Below are 19599 nucleotides of genomic sequence, written 5' to 3' on the forward strand. Positions count from 1 at the left end.
GGCTTTTAAGAGGAATCGTCCGGTTATGTATATCCGAACCTTTTTAGAAAATAATACAGGAAGTGTTTCGGGAGGAGTTTGGCTACAACTAAGAAATACTGTTTTTATAAGCTTTTGGAGTCATGCCGGTAAGCTGTTTGAATGCTGTGTTAAAGGATGATTTTGAGTTGAAGCCGCATTCCAGCGCCAAGCCCAAAATAGAAAGGTGGCTGTACTTCGCATCGGCAATTCTTTCCTTGAACAGTTCAATGCGGTATCCGTTTATAAACTCATTGAAGTTTTTACCAAATTCTTCATTAATCAATGCAGAGAGTTTATTGCAGTGTATGTCCATGGCTGTAGCCATTTTCCGTATGTCTATTCCTGCATCCAAATAGGGGTGTTCCTTTTCGAAGAATTGAATAACTCTCTTAACTTCTTCGGTAGACCATGTTTTTTTTGTGGTTATATGAACTTCTGTCTCATTTACTTCTAATCCACTCCAGCGAATTTTGATCAATTGAGATTTTATTTCAATGAAGTCGGCATTTTGAGTAATTGGGCTAATCAAAGGATCAACAATGAGAAATAGGAGTAACGGAATTTTTTGATCAAAGGCAAGTCTTAGCCATTTCACAGCCTTTTCGTGATCATTATCAAATGCGTAAATCAAAAATTGAAACGCGATGGATCGATCGGTTGTTATTTGAGAAAGTTTGTCTTTGCAGGCGTCTAACTTTTCTAATTGCTCCAGTTTTGCATAACATAATCCCAAAACACCAAAGTATGCAGCTGCATCGTTGCAAGTGTCCATCTTAGTGGTGAAAAATTCTATTACGGCTTCTGTGTCACCGCTCATAATTTGAGCACAACTTTTGATAACGATAGCAGGCATTAATTTAGGGCTGTAGCTTAGTGCCTGGTTACAATATTTAGCTGCTAACTCATAATCATGATCCAGATAAGCGATCCAACCTTTTGTAAACAGTTTGTTTGGTGAAAGTGGATCTAATTGTAAGGCAATGTTAATGTGTTTGTTGGCCTGAAGACTTTTCCCAATTAAGATGTAGATTAGAGAAAGTACTGTATGAGATTCTGAGTGGCTAGGATTGGACTCTAACACTTTGTTAAGCTCAACAAAGGCATTTTTTAATTGCCAGTCTTGCCAAAAATAGTTGCTACCTAATGTAAATCCAAGGTCTGAAGAGTTAGGAGCGATGACTTTCGCTTTATCGCAGTAATGATTTACTTTTTGGAAGGCATCGAAAGGGTTGATGTATCCTGTGCCTGCCAAAAAAACATAACTGTTGGCTAAGCCAATGAGAGGAGCAGCATAATTTTCTTCATACGATAGTGCTTTATTAAAGCAATCAATGGCTTTGTTTACATCACTCTCATTCCACTTTTTATAATGGTATTGTCCTTTTAAGTAATGCAAATAAGCATCCACCGAAACGTTCTGCTTTCTTAGATTAAACCCAGAAAAATCGAAGTGCCAAAAATTCTCACGAAGTTTTTCAGCTATCTCGGTACTTATTTCCTCTTCTAAGTCTATAATATTATTAAAATCATCTTTCCAAGATTGAGACCAAAGTACATGGTCATTGATTGGATCTATAAGGTTGGTTAATACTTTTATTTTTTTGTCAATAATAGTAACAGAGCCTTCTACTACAACATGAGCTTGAAGTGATTCGGAAATTTCTTTTAAACTTAGAGGCGAGTTTTTAAACCTGAAACTAGAAGTGCTTGAAGTCAATCTTAATCCATCAATTATTGATAGCTTATTGATGATGAACTCTGAAAGTCCATCTCCTAAATATTCTAAATCTGTTTTATTGCTAAAAACCTTGAAAGGAAGAACAGCTATATGAATGTTTGATTTATTCAAATGTAAATCTCTGATTTGTATTGTTCTTTTTTATTTTGATAATTGAGGCTAACGGTCTCGGCTATGCGTAGTGCGGGATTTCAAGGCACTTCATTGTCTGCCTACCGTAAAGTTTATTAAATGTAATTACTCTCATATCGGTAGTATAGCTCGCATTACGTATAGCCATTGTTGTGCGGTCGGCTTTTATTTTTTGTTTTGTTTCCAAGATTTTTCCATTAGATCAAATCCGTAATTCCAACCTTTTTCAGTATCCGAAATAGTTCCTTCAGGAAGCTTTCGTAACTCTTCGCTAATACCTTCACCTACTTGAATAAATATTAACTGAGAACCTCGTTTCCCATCAGGTTTAATTTCTACAGTTATTGTATCTACGACAGGTGAAAAGTCAGGCATTGCACAGGTGTATTTGAGTTTATTAGGTTGTTCAACTTCCAAATATTTCCCTGTCATAACAAAAGTATCTTTTCCTTCCGTTCTCGTTATGGTGTACTGTCCGCCTACTCGCAAGTCAATATCGAATTTGGTGTCTGATGTCCACCAAACAATCATATCATTGGGTTTTGTAAATGCCGCAAATACCTTATCAGGTAACACTTCAAATTGTCTAACGATTTTTATCTGTTTCATTTCTGTATTCTGATTTTGTTGTTTGCTCGATTTGTCGGTCATGTTATTACAAGCCGATAATGTCAAAAGCATTAATGTTAAAAGTCCAAATACTTGTTTCATCTATTTGCAGTTAGGTTTTAGCTGCCGCACAACGGTCCCGGCTATGAGTAGTTGCGTGGGTTAGCGATTAACTTTGCAAGTACACACCAAACTGAAAATCCTCGCGGATTTTCAGAAGTAGGCGAGAAAAAGCAATTACTTATAGCCATTGTTGTGGTGTCGTTTTTTTTATTCCGATTCAACGTATTTTTTAAAATTCCCAAGTATAGCTTGCCATCCTGCACGTTGCTGTTCGTCAGAGTTTGTTCCCTCTGCATCAAATGTTTCGCTGACTTGAATTTCATTTCCGTTTTGAGTGAATTCAATGTCAACCTTTCGTCCGTCCGACATTTTGTAAGAAATCAATTCTTTGTCAACAATTTTCTCGTAAGTTCCCTCAAAGTCAAATCCAATACTTCCATCTTTAGCTTCCATTCGCCAAGAAAATGTTCCATTCGGTTTTAGGTCATTTTCTGCACTTGGGCAAGTCCATTCATCAGTCGCAAAATTCCAATTCGTTATATGTTTTGGTTCAGTCCAATAATTCCAAACTTTGTCAATTTCCGCTTGAACAGAAGTTTTTACAGTTATTCTATCCATAATTCCTATATTTTACTTGTTATTTCGTTCGTTTCTTAAATGCACCACAACGATTGTATGTAGATACCCCAAGTATGAGGACAGCTATTTGTCAAAGTTAAGTTTGTTTTAGGCAGCTTTTTCATATCGGTGAATAGGTATTTGATAGTCCAAAGCCTGATGCCTTCTTTCGTTGTTTTAGTAGTTAAAGTATTCTGCTGTTTTCAGGTAAAGATCCAGTCCATCGGTGGGAGGATTCAGATAGAGTTTTTCGTATTTGATATTTCTCCAAAGCCTTTCAATAAAAGCATTGTCCGTTGCTCGTCCTTTTCCATCCATGCTCAGTCTTATTCCTTGTTTGAGTACAAAAGAAGAGAACTCCTCTGCGGTAAACTGACTGCCCTGATCAGTATTGATAATCTCAGGTTTTCCATGCATTTCAATAGCATCCTGAAGGGTTGCTCTACACCAAGCTGCATCCATGCTATTGGAGATGCTCCAGTTAACCACATACCGGCTGTATAGATCAATGATGGCCACTAAATACATATATCCCTTTTCCATGGGGATGTAAGTGATGTCCGTGGCCCATACCTGGTTCGGTCGATCTATGGTCAGGTTTCTGAGCAAGTAGGGATATACCGGATGAGACTTGCATCGCCTGGAAGTATGTCTGCCCGGCATAATGGCTCTTAATCCCATAACCCGGTAATAAAGCCGTTCTATCCGATTTTTGCTCACCTGGTACCCTTTGTCACGGGTAAGCCAGATGTGCATGCGTTTAGCTCCTTTGAAAGGATGGTGAAGGTAGTGTTCATCTATTTCCCGCATCAGTTTTAGATTGAAATCACTTTCGGGTTGGGGCTTGTAATACAGTCCTGAGCGATGAATGTCCAGCATTTTACACTGCTTGACTAAGCTCAAAGTAGAATGACCCTTGCGTATCATATCACGGCGTTCTGCTAAGGGTCTTAGCGCAAGGCGTCTTTTAAAAAATCGTTTTCCACTTTGAGCTTACCGATGGTCTTGAGTAATTTATCCTTCTCCTGCTCGGCTTCGCTTTTCTTGCTTGATTTCCCAGAATCAAACACTTGGGTAGCTCCTTCTAAAAACTCTCGTTTCCAGGCGCTGATCTGGGTGGGTTGTAATTCGTATTTCTGAGCCAGTTCTGCTAAACTGCTTCGTTCTTTTAAGGCTTCCAAAACCACTTTGGTCTTGAACTTAGAGGTAAACTTCCGTCGGGTCATAATCAGTAAATTTATCAATTAAACTTACTGTCCTATTTTTTGGGGTATCTACAGGGCAAATAATAATTTGGATTAAGCTCTAAACACCTGGAATAATCCGAAACAGCTCCTTCCAAATCATCCAAATCGAATTTTGCTTTTGCTCGACTATTTAGATATACCGTATCCTCTAAAATTTGAATTGCCCTATCATAATCTGAAAGTGCTTCTTTTGTCCTTCCCATCGCCTTTTTCGCTAAAGCTCTTCCATTATAGGACTCATGACTTTTTTCATCCAGCTCCAAGGCCACAGAAAAAGTAAGAATAGCCTTTTCATACTCTTCAGAGTTATATTGAGAGAACCCCAATTCATTCAACTGCCTGACTTCAGTTTTATTCGAACAAGAAATCAGAAGTATTTGAACGATACCTATGAATAAGAGTTTAGTCATCCATGTCAAATTCAACATAGTCACTCCCCTTTTTTCGATAGGGTGCATAAACTCTCCCCGCTCCTTCATAAATAAGAAATTTTGAATTAGAATCTTTAACAAAAAGATATACTGAGGGTGCATTAAACCCAAGTAGACCTAATTCTACCGTATTATCCTTGTAAGACTATTTATTCTCAATTTCATCCAGCACCAAATTTCCCTTTTTATTAATGGAATAGTAGGCTACCACAACGGTATCAGATTCTGTTTGCGAAATAATCGTATCCAGAACATTGTCAAAATTCGGCTCCTCTTCTTTTAAAGACATCTCGATTCGATTCAAGATCAAGAGAACATCCAAATACTTAAGTTGCATTCCGGGATAAAAACAATCTTTTTGATTTAAGAAAAAAGGCTTTAAATCTGACATTATCCCGTTCAATTTTGAATATTGCCTAAACAACTTCGAAGTGCGATGAAAGCCAGTATAAGGCCTGACCAAACTTTGGTAATCATGATAACAAATGGGTATATCGAAAGGACTATTAAGCGTATCAGGCATAAGGTCTGAATATTCGAAAATGTGAATCATTATCATTGAACTCCACAGAAAATCCTTTTTGGGTGAATATTTCTTTTGAGATTCAATTCCATAACATCTTTCCGATCCCTTTAGACGAACAAACCTTTCAAGTTCTGGATTATTCGAACGCATAAATACTCTCGCTACCGTATCAATACAAACCAGCTTAGCTGCCAAGACATCGGTTGAGGGAGCTTGAATGATAAAAATGGTATCTCGTGCCGCAAACAAAGTGCCATTCAAAATAAAAAATAAGAATACCAATAGACTTTTCATAAATTTCCTTTTTCCTTAGCACGCTGTTCAGCTTTTATTATAATAGACGGATGTATTGGTTCAGGATCTTGACTATAACCTAACGTTCCCGGACCTTGAAGAATATAGAGTACTTTTCCCACAGCTCGACTAAATGATGCCCTTCGATCCATTTTTTGCTGATGAGCCTCATATCCATTTTCCTTCACATCCCTCATATCTCCAGGAAGGTCAATATTGCTACGAGACTTTCCTACTTTGTGTCTTTCGACTCCACTTGAACTATAGAGAACATCCAAATCTCGGGTCTTTCCTTTAAATGTTCTGAATTCCTGATTTTTGGCCACAACTTCTTTTTTCCCTGTCAAAGTTCCCGCTTTAACACCATCGTAAACGATTTTGCCTTTCTTTTTATAAGTTTTGGTATTTATCAGTGTGTACACCTCTTCAGAATGCTTCATTGCTTCCAATTCCTGAGCCCAAGTCTCATCAACTTTTGCCGCCTGACGAGCATCTCTCCGAGCACCTTTACCCTTATATCTCACCTTATCCCCAAGAACATCAGTATTACCAATAGGATTTCCATCCATAGAATTATATACCGACTGCCAAGGAAGCTCATTCGCCTTGGGATCTACACTCCACCAACGTGCCACTTCTGTATCCAACATTCGGTAATGAGTCGAAAAGGTATGACGACTTAACTCAGATGCTTCATTGGAGCCTTGATATTTGTATTTCTCTTCTCCAGGCAAAAATTCGCGGAGACTCCGACCATAGGGAAAATAATCATAAGCCCCTTCAAATCATAACTCAAATCAAAGCCAGCGGTATTCAATACCGCCATCCAGGTAGTATCACAAACCGTTTGTTCCAACTGTTGATCAAAATAACAGGAATCACTGACAAACACCCAAGTGGTATCTATATAAGTCGAGTCACAATTCGTTACCTCCGGACTATACAACACCCGAGTATTCCCCAAATGATCCTGTACGTAGTAGGTAACTTCTCCCAATGAAACATTTCCGTGGTATGCATAAGGCTGTCCTGGGTTTGGAGTCGCCGGCGGATTGGTGGCATCGGTATTTTGATCCTCCGCTCCGGGGTGTTCCAGAGGAATGGCCCAATCGGTGAGGTGGAAGTCGAGGTAGTGACCTTCAGTATCCCATAAGCCAATCGCATTGTACCCATTGGAAAAGATCATGTCTGAAAGTAGGATTACCGTGGCTCCCGGATTTTGTTGCTGGTATGTCACCAAACTATCATCGGTAAAGACCATCGGTTCTCCATCTACTCGGGTGGAGTTTAATACCAGGGGATAATTCCCATCGTTTCGTCCGTTTTCCAGCGCATCAGGGTCCACCCAGTCGTGAGCCGATAAAGATCCTCCAACGTGAACTTTCCAATCGTTGTTCAAACCCAAAGTGTCTTGAGGTTTCCCGGTATTTCCACTGGTAAAATAGGGCTGTTGGTCGCTATCTGGTGTAAGGCGGGCAATGCGCTGGTGACCGAATACGTACCAGGTCCACTCCCCTTTATTCATATCCAAAACACCCAGTGTTTTGCCCTGATTATCGTACAGGTAATACTCCAAGGATTGAATCGGATGGATTGTTGTCCCGGAAGTGTTCATAGCTCGTTTATAGATTCGGTTGTCATTGACCGAATAAAGATAGTTAACCTGATCATTCTGGGTAAATAATTCAAAAGGAAGGTTGGCCCTACCGTAGCTAAATTGGCTCAAATTACGGGCGTTGTCCAGGTTCAAGTTTCCGTTTGGATCATAAGCATACAAACGTCCAGCTCCCTGCCCCAGGCTTTGAATGGAACTCAATTGATTTTTCCGTGTGGTATGCAAGTACTGGTATTTCCAATTGTGGTCTTTTACCTGTGAGGACTCTTCGTAGTTTCGCTTAAGGGTTAAAATATTTCCACTTCTGTCATAGGTAAAAGAAGCATCCCCAACTAAGTCTTGGCCGCCAATGGAGCTAAACTGATTCGAATAGGCATCGGCGACAGTCAAGCGGTTAATGCCGTCGTAGGAATACCCATAATAGGTGGGGTCGGTAAAGTTGGAGGCCATAGGAAACAAAGCCATATCATACTCATGCAACGCCGCATTCATGTTTCCGTTGTAATTGCTGGTTCCCATCGCGTAAGTACCGTTATGGGGCTTGCTACTATCGTAATACAAGGTTTCATCGTAGAACTTACTATCTATTCCAGTTAATCGATTCCTAACATCGTAACTCATTTTGATCGTGTCAACAGTTACTCCCGTATATCCCGGGGAGCCTACTGAAGACGAACAGTTTTTGTCGTAGTGAATGCGCTGAATCAACCCCTGGGCATCGTCGTAGAAGTACTTTGCAATGCGATTACCCAGCTCCTTGCTATTGTCAAAATTGGCATATACCTCCTTCAATCGGGCAAAGCCATCGTAGGTATAGTGGTACTGAATATCCAAGGTTTGATCGTCGTTTACATCCACATTAACTGTTAATGGGTTTCCGAGCAAATCGTATTCAGCAAAATCAATAACGGTAGAAAGGCCTGGAACTCGGCTCAATCCATTGGCTGCGAAAGTTCGTTTTAAGCTTTCCAACTGACCTTCTTCATTGTAGGTATAATTAGCCACTTCGATCTTACGTGGAGCGGAATACTGGTCCACCTGGTTTCCGTAAGATTCTGTTAGAAAAATTCGTCCATTGCCTTCAGGATTGACCAGATCGGTATGGATCGGATAGTACCATTTTTTCTCCGGCCAAGTGAGTGAATTTTGTACTTCCCCCATAAGCTCAAAGTACCGGTTTCAGTGAATGTATTTGAGCCTGGATACTTGGTCCCATTTCCGGTTCGCATGGAGTTTAACCAACTTAGGGTCGAACGTCCACTAAAGTCATAGATGTATTCGTAATTGTAATACCCGCTTCCCAAATCCTCAAACAAGGTATCATCCTCATAGATTAAGTAATCAAAATGGTAACCCAAAAAGCTGGCATTCTCCCCGATGTGATCGGGAGACAGACGGTATTGTACAGTCATTCGACCATAGGCATCGTATTCGTATTTCCGGTAAATCAAACTATCTGGATCTGCCTTACCGTTTTCGTCAATCTCTAAAACTACGTTACCGCTCAGGTCATATTGAAACTTCTTCTCTCCCCCATCGGCAGGTGCTACCTGACGGTAAATCCATCCTAAGATGTTGTAATCGTAGTAAGTTGGATTATCCTCCGGGTTAATCGTCTGAGTCAGGTTTCCATAGGCATCGTATAAGAACAGCGTCACTGCATCCCGGGTATTGCTGATTTGGCTTTTAGTTGCCACCTTTTGACCCAGGGCATTAGTAAAGGTCGCTGTCATCTTTCCATCCTCATCAATCATGGTCTGTTTGCTGAACACGTAGTTGCTATCTGGCGTTAGGGCGCTTAAGGCAGGCATTAACTGCTGACCCCGGGCTAAAGAAACTCCCAAGTCACAGAACATACATAGGTAGTTGGTCATCTGATACTCATAAGCCTTTACATGGCCTGTATTAATGTCCTCTCCTGGTTCGGCCTGAAACAAAATACGGTTCTTGCCATGTTCTTCATAAGCATAGGCCTGGTGGTTAGTAGCATCGGCTCCGCTATACTGACCATTTCCCTGAGGGGCCATCGAACCGCTGATTCGGGCAAAGGGTCGGAAGGATTGCAACCGTCGGTTAAGATCATCATAGGAAACACTTCCCGAATTCACATAGGGGGCAAAGTGAGAAGAGCCTTGCGTCACATCGCTGGTCATAGCATTCACCGTATAGAATTCCCTGCCCAAAGGATCCAGATAAGTGCGCAATTGCGATCCAGCATTCGATCCTACTCGGTTTCGGGTAAAGACTTCGGTATAGTTGTTTTCCGCATCGGTAGCGAAAACACCATTTGTACCATTAGAAAAGTGATAGTCATAGCGCTGAGTCAATTCTCCGTTACGATAGGTCCTCTCTAACCTTCCAAAGGCATCAAAATCTCCCTGAACCAACATTCCATTCGGATCGGTGGAATTCTTAAGTTCCTTGTTCGGGTAATAACTAAATGTGGTAGAGAGTGAATCGCTACGTCCATACCCTTGAGTCACCCTGTAGGGCAGTCCCGGAGCTGGATTGTAGAACCCACTGTAATCATTCCGGTGGCAATTGGGGTCCATGTAGTACAGATCCTTCTTGGCTCCATAGTATAACCGTGTTTTTAAGCCTCGTTCATTTTCATATAGTTTGACCTGTCCATATTCTCCCCGGTCATGCACATAAAACGTGCGTAAGGTGTCGTAAGGAAATACCACATCGTGATCTTCAAACTCAAGCAAGTATTTCTTGGCGGTGGAAGCTCCGTAGTTTCCAGCAGTATAATTGTTCCAGTCATCCAGCGAAAGCGTATCCACCTGGGAGTGAATCGAACGAAGCATCAAGAAACGACCGGAATAGTATTCGCTAACCAACACTTGTTCTGCTCCACCGCCTTCTTCTTCCGTCTCTATAGAGTCTCCCAAGCACTGAGTGGTTAATCCGACAGGATTGGACCAACCCACATTCCATCCCCACCAACTACGAGCGCTATCTGCCCCTTCACACGGACAGGCATAGAAGGTATAATCCGGCTGGGTTTTCACATACATTACAATGTTCCAAAAACCAATATTTCCGGTGGCATACCAGAAGGGAACCTTTACTTGCTGGCATCCCAAAGAAGCAACACTATCTTCAAATGTCACCACTGGACCGCAAGGATCTCCATTGATGGTAATCACAGTGTCTTCCGGTTCATACATCGGATTCCAAAGGGTATCGTACAGGTAATAGTTGGATCGGGTTAATACATCCTGGTTGATCGCATAGCGACTACTTTGGCGCTGTTCAAAAACAATATCGCGCAGGCCATGCCTGTGGGACTTATTGATCGCTCCATTGGTTCCTGCCGTGGCATGACATCGCGTGTTGGAATAAATCGGGCTGGTATTATCCACCGTTCCGCAGGTGGTATTGTCATACCGGTTTTTTAGATCATAGTAGTAGAAGTACTCTTTTTGGTCAAAAGCTCCAGGCAGTTGAGGCGAATAAGTCTTTTGCCGGTAGAGCTGCCAGGTTGGTTCGAATAGTAATTGGTTTGAGGCAACTCCTGATTTAGGCAATAAATGAGCATAACCTTCTGTGGTGGTTTCTCCTTTGTAATTAGCCTCATAGTAATCGTATTGGGTAATGGTTTCAATGCTCAGGGCCTGGGTCAAATAGGGATTGTTGCAGTAATAGGTCAGGTTGGGTGCATTCCCTGTCACTTTCAATTTGTTGTTCAAGTAGCCCAGCAACACGTTGTAGGTGGGCAAAGTCGAGTTTATTTTAGGGAGTAACAAACTATCGTAGGGTCGATCAATAGAGGCCAGTACGTTAAACAGATCATCTTCATCATAGGTCGGTGTATGATCCAGCAAAGCATGAAGGACATTGTCTGATGGAAAATGGTGTTGCTTGAGTAACACCTGGGCGATTACTGTTGAAGAAAAATTTCGGCTGCTTCCCATCAATCCGGTTAAAAAGGAATCGGAAAAGTTTCCTCGTTTGTGTAACAGGGCTTCCACCAATCCATTGCTGTAGGTGGTAGACAACAAGTGGTTAAAATTGGCCTCTGAAATTACCGGTTGAGTGAGTAAAACCGGTTTAATCATTTCCTCGCCTACCAGACTAATTCGTTGCAAAAGGGTAGCTAACCCCACTTCACTTAGCCCGGAAGGTTGAGCATTTAAAAGGGCGGTCAAATGATGATCTTGAAAGGTTGGTTCATCAATAATAGTTTGAACCACCTGATCGGAAAAGGCAGGTTGAATGCTCAAAACGGAAAACCAGGTTTCCGAAGAGTAGTTTGAAGCGTATTTTAAAATAGCCAGCAGTACTGTATCCCTCAGAGGCGATAAATCGGATGCTTCAGTTATAAAATCTTCTTCATTCAGGTTGTTTTCTTCTACTTGCTCAATTAGATCCAACTCCTTCTGAAGATCAACAACTTCGGATGTATTCACATAGAGAGCTGCTTGCCAAAGCGTATCGTAACCCATGGAATCCAGGTAGTTCGTATATATCGGCTTGCCCGTTTGGCTATTCACAATATCTGCCCTGATTTGTGGATCAATGTTCGGAAACCTGCTATCCAGAGTAGAGATAACCGCATTCTCAGTTTGGTAAGGACAAGCTGTGAAAAGATCTTTCAATAGGTTATCGGATAGCACCGCATTTCCCGCCAGGTAATTCATGGTGGTATTATTCGGATATACGGCACTGCTTTGCGCTGCACTTTTTAAAAGCTCTCCTCCATCTGTCCATACCGCCACCGAATCACTGATTCGCTCAATCACATTACCGCTGATGTGCTCCCGGCTTAAAAGAACCGTCTTTAGCAAGCCGCGGTCAATCTGTGTACGGTCCATTAAAGCATAAAATACCGAATCCCCAATGGAGTCCTGGGCGATCATGGTTTCCTTAAGGGCAAAATGATCGTCCAGAGAAGGATAATCCATCAGAGTTTCTAACAGCTCCTGACTGTAATCTCTGTTTTGGGAGAGCAAAATGGTTTTCAAAGCGTCCTCACTAATCAACGGGATGCGATCAATGAGTTTGTCTAAAACATCTTCCTGAATGTGATCTTGATGGGAAAACACGGTGGAATAATTCTCATTACTCAAGCCGTAGGCGGGATCGGTCAGGTAATACTGCAAGGAATCACTCAAAGGCGAATTTTCAATCAAAATGCTCTCCTTCTCACTTCCTGTACCAACTCCCAATACCTGAGTCAATACATCGTGATCATAGGGATTAGAAGTAAACCCACCACCGGAAGTCAAGTAATAACTATCATCAATCACGCAACCATTTGGGTCGTATTCAGTGGTTTTGGTCTGGGTTTTCTTAATAAACCAACTGTCCCAATACAGCCGGTCATTGGGATCGGCATAAATAGCTTCATAAAACACCGGAGGAGTGGTTCGAGGCGTAGTACCAGAAAATTGAATATCAGCGCTACTCACTTGTTCGTCCCCAGCACCTCCGTCGAAGAAGGGATCGGTGGAAGAAAGTACGCGGTCGGTATAATCGAAGCGCCATTTGTTGCGGTTAAATACATTACTGTGCTTGAAAAAGCCGTTTTCAAAGGCGTGGGTAGTATCGAAGCTAATCTCCGTTTTTTCGAAAAGCACACCGTTGTCATCTTTCTTTTCAATGGTTTTTAGCTTTCCAAATACCAATCCTCCCAGTTCAGTAGTATAGTGGGTGTAAACAGTTGTATTTTCTTTTCCATTAATGGCTGGATGCGTCACCGTAGCAGTAGTAAAACCAATATCTGATTTCCTACTGTGGGTCTTAAAATGACTGGTATTTAACTCCTGGAGTTCGTGTTTTAAGGTAGGATTAGAGAATTGATAAGACGTCGTTTGCCAGCCGTTTTCATCCTGTAATTCAACCGCACTCACCTGATGATTCAGTTGGACTACATCCGTGTTTCTTTTTTGGTACTTCCACGCATAGTTTTCCCTACGCCCGGAATAATTGACCTCGGTAGTTTGACCTTTAAAATTGGGGTTATTCTGATAGGTGATTTTAGTTTTTCCTCCGAGCGGGTTCACCACTTCAGTTAAGGGATAAAAGGTAAACAAGTACAACTCACAATCTCCTACCCCAGTGCAAAAGGTGTCCCCGTAATTCACCGCTGTTCCATAATCAAATTGAGTCAAGGGCGCCGCGTCGTAATCGGCTTGCGTGAGGGTTGACTGTTGGGCATTGTTTGTAGGATAAGTTGGATTCTCCCTCACCGATTCCAACAAAAAAGCTGTTCGGTAGAATTCACTTTGCGCTGGATTGGCTCCGCGATAAGATGGAAATTGATAATTCTCGGTTGTATAGGTCAATTCATAATCTGCCACTTGACTGATACCGGGTCCAGTAAGGCCTGTGGCTGCCTGAGCAGAAACCGCTCCATTGATTACGTATTTTTTTACATGAGAAAGCATGTAGGGATTTTTGCTGTATCGTATCAACTCTACTGCTCTCAGCTTGGCTTCATCATTGGCAAGAGTTGGTGTATTATCCCATGTATAGGTGCCCGATGACTGGTCATTCCACCAAAAATTATAAATATCATCCGGTGAAGACTGATAATAGTATTCATACAAGTGTTTTACCTGAAACCAGGGCAATCCCACTCCGAAAGTGGAGGGCATATTCTTAAATTCACAAGGCATTTGGTTGTTGTAGTCATAAGCCCCTAGGGCATCGGCTGAAGAATAGGTAGGGCCAGCTCCGCTCTTCACATCATTGAAGGCTGCATTGTAATTCAAGTCACCATTGGCAGGACCAATCTGAATGTAAATCCCCGGGTTATCCTGATTAAACAGGGGCATGGAAAACAAATTGGAAGTGACCAATAACCCATTAGGATTTGCGGGATCTGTATTGCCCGGGCATTCCACTTAACCGATCGCGAAAAAGTCGAAAATATCGGTTGGTTGTGTTTTTCCTCTTCGTAGGTCTTTAACTGGTAATCCAAAGGCGGAAAAGAACCGCTTAAGGCTACATCGGAATTGGTATTTCCACCAGAGTTTACCGATATATCCAGGTTCAAAAATCCCGAGGGGTTCGTACCGCCCTGTTTGTTGCTAACCACCGTTCTTAACTCGTATAAGTCTCCAGGAATTCGGGTGTCCTTGTTTCCATTTCCAGCCGCCACATATCCACTCAAATAGCCATGATCAAAAACCAAATTATTGCTTCCAGAAACGTTCTCTTTTACATAAATATCTCCATGGCTGTTATGATTGATGTAATAAGGATTGGAGGTGGAAGAAAATGAGGAAACACTACTCAAATTGTTCTGGACATTGTCGTGCATTCCGTGCAAAACACGGTCCCAGCTTCCGAAATTTACACCCGAAGAACTTACCCCAGGCTTTACAGGGTCATAAACGGAAGATCCATCCCCATATTCGCCGGCATAGTACACCGATTCGTAGTTGTACATAGAATCCTTTCTAAATACATCACTATCCTTGTGATCCATGTAATAAGGATTGGCCACACTGCCTCCAAAAGTGGAATAGTCCAGTTCCAACCATTCTTCGTTGCCGTAGAAATTGCGGGCTACTACTTTGGTTAGCAGCACATCTTTATAAACCGTCAAATCTGGAAGTTCCATGGCAATGTCTTTATTCCCAGATCCCAAGTCAATAAAGTGCAACCGGGTACGCATCGCTTCATCAAAGTACTGTTGGTTTTCGTTTTGGTATTCGGCAAAATAGTTGAAGCCTCCGAAATCTTCGTACTCGAATCCAATAGCTGGTGTTGAAGGTTTTGACGGATCTTCAATACTTGTACAGTACCATTTCAGATACTCGCTCTTCGGATCAATCTCGGCCTTTAATTTTTCTCGTACCGTAGAATTTTCCGGATCATTGACCAGGGTGGTATTTGTATTTTCAAATACTCTTCTGTGATTGGCTTGTCGGTATGTCTTTATCGCCTTTCTAAAGTGATACTCTACCCCATTATCCAATCTTAAATGCCAACTACTTCCAGCCAACCAAACTTCCACATAACGGTCAAATCCGTTCAAGACGAAAACATGCCGGTTGTCCGTAGCATCGTAGTATTTATAAACCGCTCGGCCACTGACCACGCCCGGCACAGATACATAAGGAGCATACCAATAAACTTGACCATTGGCTGCACTGTGGGTCAGATTGTTCACAAACCCAGAGGAATTACATCCATTAACTCCGTTGTGGTATTGATTCCAATCGTAATAGTTATTGTCTTCGTAAATCTCGCTACTCACCGAAATGGAAGGAATGTTTAAACTCCACCCCTCGCCGTAAGGGATACCACCTAATATCCCAACATCATTTCCTCCGGTATAGGTCGAGGAATAATTCAGACTGAGGGTATAGGATAGTCCATTGGGATTGGAAACTGTTCCTAAATCGTGAGAAGAAGTATAGGTTCCGTTAAACAAGTTTACATCACCTCGATAAGCTCCGGCATCTATTTTGAATGGTTCGGCCTGTCGAGGTAGAGGTGCTCCGTTTTCTCCGGTTCCAATGAGTTGAGCCTGAGCAAAAGGAATTAGGGCCAATGAGGCGAAAAGCAAGACGATTTTGCGGTACATAGCAGTATAGAAATTTGGTTTAACAAGTGGTTATTTGTTGGCCTTTTTGGTTCAGAAAAGGCTGGTTTTAAGCATTTTGCTTATCTAAGGTAGAAAGTCTTTTTCAAAACAGACTCGAATAAACCCGAAGTTGAAAACTTTTTATTTATCTGATTTTCAATGAATTAAAAAATTACTACAATTTTACTTCGAATAAACCCGAAGTTCGCTACAAATTGTAGCAACGAAAATTCCTGAAAATTGATTGCTCAGAAAAAAAATAGATAAGGCCTTTCAACCCATTCGGTGGATGGTAGGGTTCCACCCATTCAAAAGGTTGCATTTGGATCAGGACGACTCCGTTGGTTTGGAGTCTAGGTTGTTGGGAACTCAACCCGAATCTTGTCGGGTTGGCTCATGACGAAACAGGTCGATCTATTCACATTAATCGTTTTGGTATCTTATTAGCCCGAAAAAAATGAAATATCTAAGTAGGCTGCTAAGGTGGTTTATTAGCTCAAATAAAAGAGCTTTAGAATGATCGGAGACTACCCTGTTAGGTAGTTGTCTGTATTTTCTCCCGATCCATACAATTTGGTTCCGAGTGGCCCCATTTCACATCTTGAAAATCACTAGCAAATGGTATTTCTCAACGAAAACCCACTACCCTATTGGGTCGTTGTGATCCATTTTTCATTGTTTTAAGAGGCCGAATCAACAAAACCAAATTCATAAGCCGCCTGAATCGCAGCGCCTCGACTTGTCACTCCCAAATTCTTATAAAGCAACTTAAGGTGATATTTAACGGTATTGACAGAGACATGTTGGATATCGGCCATTTCTGAATAAGTACAATCATCAAGGAGTAGTTTGAGTAATCTTAATTGATGTTCACTTAACTCCACATCCAGTCCTTTACTTTTAGCTGATTTAATCTGATAAAGAAATTTGGACGATTTCTTAGACGTTGGAAACGTCAAAACATGGTGAACTGAAGCTATTAATGATTTTATGGGTTCGCGCTTCTCAACGAAATCATTGAACAGATCAAACTCCTTTAGTCGTTGTCGACTTTTACCAATACTTATGGCCGATATTCCAATTATTCGAATCTCTGAATTAAATGCTCTTGCAATAGCCGCAAATTCATAGGCCGAAGCCTTTTTTAGTCGAACTTCTATTATTAGGACCTCGACGGATGTCCAATCAATTTTTCGAATAGCCTCAAGTGGGTCGGAGAAACAACCAACCACTTCCATTTTTTCCTGCTGAGATAAGTGCAGGGATAGACCGTCCAAAAAAGATTGATGGTGGTCAATACAAACAAGGTGGATCATGGAATAACTGCATTTAATTTAGTCTTGTTTAAGGTTAATCGGCCACCATCAGGGATGGAGGTTTCTAATAATATCTTTAGAGGAGTCAAGGGCTTACCAACATCTGCTGTAATTATCGTTGATTGATCATCACGCTCCAAAGTGAGGTACAGTTCACCCTTTTTTACATAAGACAGCAGGTAATTTATCAAGTAATAGATACTTAAATCATTCTTTCCTGCATAGGTTTCTTCAAGGTTCTTATACTCAATATTTATTCGGGTTCCATTCACTCTTTCATGGGCTTTGGCCAACCACTCAACAGTTAAACGTAATCCAGAATCTCTCATACTTGCCGGCGAAATGACATCCGCAATCATGGCGAGGCTATCCGTTGCATTTTGAAGCACCTCTTGAAAATCTGAATCTTCGGGATACCTGAAACGCAGGGACAGCAATTCATTCATGATCTCATCATAAATCAATCTCGAATTTTTTTGGTCACGCTTATTTGAGTTGGTCAATATTTGCCTCAAGGAATCTTGATCTCGTTTTCTCTTCTTAACGACAAATACTGTTGCCACCAAGCCGATTATAATCAACAGAAAAAAAGTAATGACGATAAGCCAAAACCTGTTATTTTGGCGCAAACCTTGAAGGATATTAGCCTCCCAATCTTGAGAAAGAATCACAGCCTTTTCGTTAGCAGAGAATCTGGAATTCTCAATTCGATCTCTGTTTTTTTTGTACTCAGTCGCAATAGAATAGTCTCCTGAATTATGGTAGGCGACATAAAGATTATGGTATAAGTCAGCTAACAAAAGTGAATCGCTCAGTTTTGTACCAAGCTTTTCGGCCTTGTGTAACCAGATTTTGGCATCTTGGTACCTCGTCTGTTGATTTCTCAGGTCGCCAATGCTATGGTTACAAATAAATTGAAGGCGAACATTTTGTTTTGATTCAGCCCATCTTGTCGCCTTTCTAATCAAAGAATCAGCTTGATCAAAATCTCCTTTTTCGGTGGCAAGAGCAGTCAGATTTATATGAGATTTAATCAATTGGACGGTATCTTTCAAAACCTCAGCTTTCTCCCTGCATCTGAAAAACACTCGCTGGGCTGAATCCAACCTCCCCATCTGGAGAAAATGGATTCCTAAATTATTCAAGGCTAAAACCTCAAGAGAATCAGCTCTTAATGTACATGCCTCTGAAATAGACTTTCTGTAATACTCATTCGCTTTCTTATTAAACCCTTGAATGGAATTTATGGTACCCAAGTTTCTATAGGCATTAATTCTTCCAACAGGGTCCTCACCAGATAAAACACTATGACAAAGTCTTGAAGCCTTAACCAGATCTCCTGAATTGATATAAATGGTTATCGAATCCAAGTGGGCTCTTGAAGTCTTGCCGAATATCAATATTAGAAGACATATTGAGAGTATTTTAACTACTGCATTCAAAAGATCATGAATAGGCTACCACCCTACGCCCTCTTACCTTTCCACCACTTGTTACCAAAATCAATAGTTCATTTTCCCCAGAGGCACGATCTGTAATTTCATGATTAATCAAAACTGTTGGACTAGTCTGCGATGCATCAGGTATCCTATCGAAGGATACTTTCCCTTCAGGACTACCTGGTGTTCGGGTCTGAAACTGTAAATTGAATCCTTCTCCAACATTGCACTTAAATTGTAAATCGGCATCGGTTGAACCATTAGCAACTAATGAAACATCAAAAGGGTCATAAATCATGGTAATTGTTTAAGGCCAGCAATCCTGCAATTTTAGTGAAGGCTGACGGTTTGACCCAAAGATAAATAATACCATAAAAAGCCCCCGCCGATTCAACAGCGAGGGCAAAACCACCTCCTCACAAGGAGAAGGCCAACCAACCAATCTTAAAAAGAACCCCGCCAATGCGAGGTTCCATGCAACGAATGCAGAATACTCCGCAAACGTGCCAACCTTAAAACTAAACTGTCCAATAGGAGTTCAGAATGACCCTAATCCCCGAATGGCTCATTAGTTCCAAATAAATAGTTGTTTCATCCAATATTGCCCACCTGAATGGGTAGTTTTAATTATTACAACTAATCCCGGTTCTTACTGGATATATTGGAAATTGGTGGAAGTAAATTCGGGTAGTAAGAACCATAGTTTTTAACCTTTTTCAACTATTCTGCGTGATTTAAAAAAAAATGAGTTGAAAATTTAATAATCGGGAAGTCATTTTAATCTTAAATACCCAGAACCAAGAAAAACCATTGGGTCCAATGGTTTTTCTTCTTGCTTAACCGATTAATCCGGTATATGTGAAAAAAATACCATTCCCAGATCAATAGCTGTGGTTTTATCGTGGTATTTAATTAAAAAAACCAATGGTTCGATGGTTTTAGCCTTTCAATTAGACCATTTAGCATCAATTTCCAACCAAACATTGGTTTTTAACAACTTAATAC

Annotated in this window: 14 protein-coding genes; all 14 read right to left on the minus strand. The window is 41.1% G+C overall.

What is annotated here, in order from left to right:
- Window positions 1-88: 88 nt before the first annotated feature.
- Window positions 89-1870 carry a helix-turn-helix domain-containing protein gene (locus tag KFE98_01555; protein UTW62871.1) on the minus strand — a complete coding sequence of 594 codons (1782 nt, stop codon included), beginning with the start codon at window positions 1868-1870 and terminating at the stop codon, window positions 89-91.
- Window positions 1871-2056: 186 nt separating this feature from the next.
- Window positions 2057-2602 carry an SRPBCC domain-containing protein gene (locus tag KFE98_01560; GenBank protein ID UTW62872.1) on the minus strand — a complete coding sequence of 182 codons (546 nt, stop codon included), beginning with the start codon at window positions 2600-2602 and terminating at the stop codon, window positions 2057-2059.
- Between the two features lie 168 nt (window positions 2603-2770).
- Window positions 2771-3181: an SRPBCC family protein gene (locus KFE98_01565; GenBank protein UTW62873.1), complete on the minus strand. Its 411-nt coding sequence runs from the start codon at window positions 3179-3181 to the stop codon at window positions 2771-2773.
- A gap of 177 nt (window positions 3182-3358) precedes the next feature.
- A complete protein-coding gene (locus tag KFE98_01570) occupies window positions 3359-4108 on the minus strand; it encodes an IS3 family transposase (GenBank protein UTW62874.1) in 750 nt (249 codons plus the stop codon).
- Between the two features lie 23 nt (window positions 4109-4131).
- Complete coding sequence (locus tag KFE98_01575; GenBank protein ID UTW62875.1) at window positions 4132-4407, minus strand: transposase; 276 nt, start codon at window positions 4405-4407, stop codon at window positions 4132-4134.
- A gap of 32 nt (window positions 4408-4439) precedes the next feature.
- Window positions 4440-4907 (minus strand): tetratricopeptide repeat protein, encoded by a 468-nt coding sequence (locus KFE98_01580; protein UTW62876.1) that lies wholly within the window; start codon window positions 4905-4907, stop codon window positions 4440-4442.
- Window positions 4908-5004: 97 nt separating this feature from the next.
- Window positions 5005-5679, minus strand: a complete 675-nt coding sequence (locus KFE98_01585) for a hypothetical protein (protein UTW62877.1) — start codon at window positions 5677-5679, stop codon at window positions 5005-5007.
- Window positions 5676-6329 (minus strand): hypothetical protein, encoded by a 654-nt coding sequence (locus tag KFE98_01590; protein UTW62878.1) that lies wholly within the window; start codon window positions 6327-6329, stop codon window positions 5676-5678. The genes KFE98_01585 and KFE98_01590 overlap by 4 nt, the downstream gene beginning before the upstream one ends.
- A gap of 29 nt (window positions 6330-6358) precedes the next feature.
- On the minus strand, window positions 6359-8455 hold the full coding sequence (locus KFE98_01595; protein ID UTW62879.1) for a hypothetical protein: 2097 nt from the start codon (window positions 8453-8455) through the stop codon (window positions 6359-6361).
- Entirely contained in the window at window positions 8353-14079 is a 5727-nt protein-coding gene (locus KFE98_01600; GenBank protein UTW62880.1) for a hypothetical protein, read from the minus strand. The genes KFE98_01595 and KFE98_01600 overlap by 103 nt, the downstream gene beginning before the upstream one ends.
- On the minus strand, window positions 14013-15839 hold the full coding sequence (locus KFE98_01605) for a hypothetical protein (GenBank protein ID UTW62881.1): 1827 nt from the start codon (window positions 15837-15839) through the stop codon (window positions 14013-14015). The genes KFE98_01600 and KFE98_01605 overlap by 67 nt, the downstream gene beginning before the upstream one ends.
- A 680-nt stretch (window positions 15840-16519) precedes the next feature.
- Window positions 16520-17155, minus strand: coding sequence for a response regulator transcription factor (locus KFE98_01610; GenBank protein UTW62882.1), 636 nt, complete (start codon window positions 17153-17155; stop codon window positions 16520-16522).
- Entirely contained in the window at window positions 17152-18597 is a 1446-nt protein-coding gene (locus KFE98_01615) for a hypothetical protein (protein ID UTW62883.1), read from the minus strand. The genes KFE98_01610 and KFE98_01615 overlap by 4 nt, the downstream gene beginning before the upstream one ends.
- Before the next feature lie 4 nt (window positions 18598-18601).
- Window positions 18602-18892, minus strand: a complete 291-nt coding sequence (locus KFE98_01620; protein UTW62884.1) for a hypothetical protein — start codon at window positions 18890-18892, stop codon at window positions 18602-18604.
- Window positions 18893-19599 lie beyond the last annotated feature (707 nt).

It is taken from the genome of bacterium SCSIO 12741 (assembly GCA_024398055.1).
Taxonomy (GTDB): Bacteria; Bacteroidota; Bacteroidia; order Flavobacteriales_G; family Salibacteraceae; genus SCSIO-12741.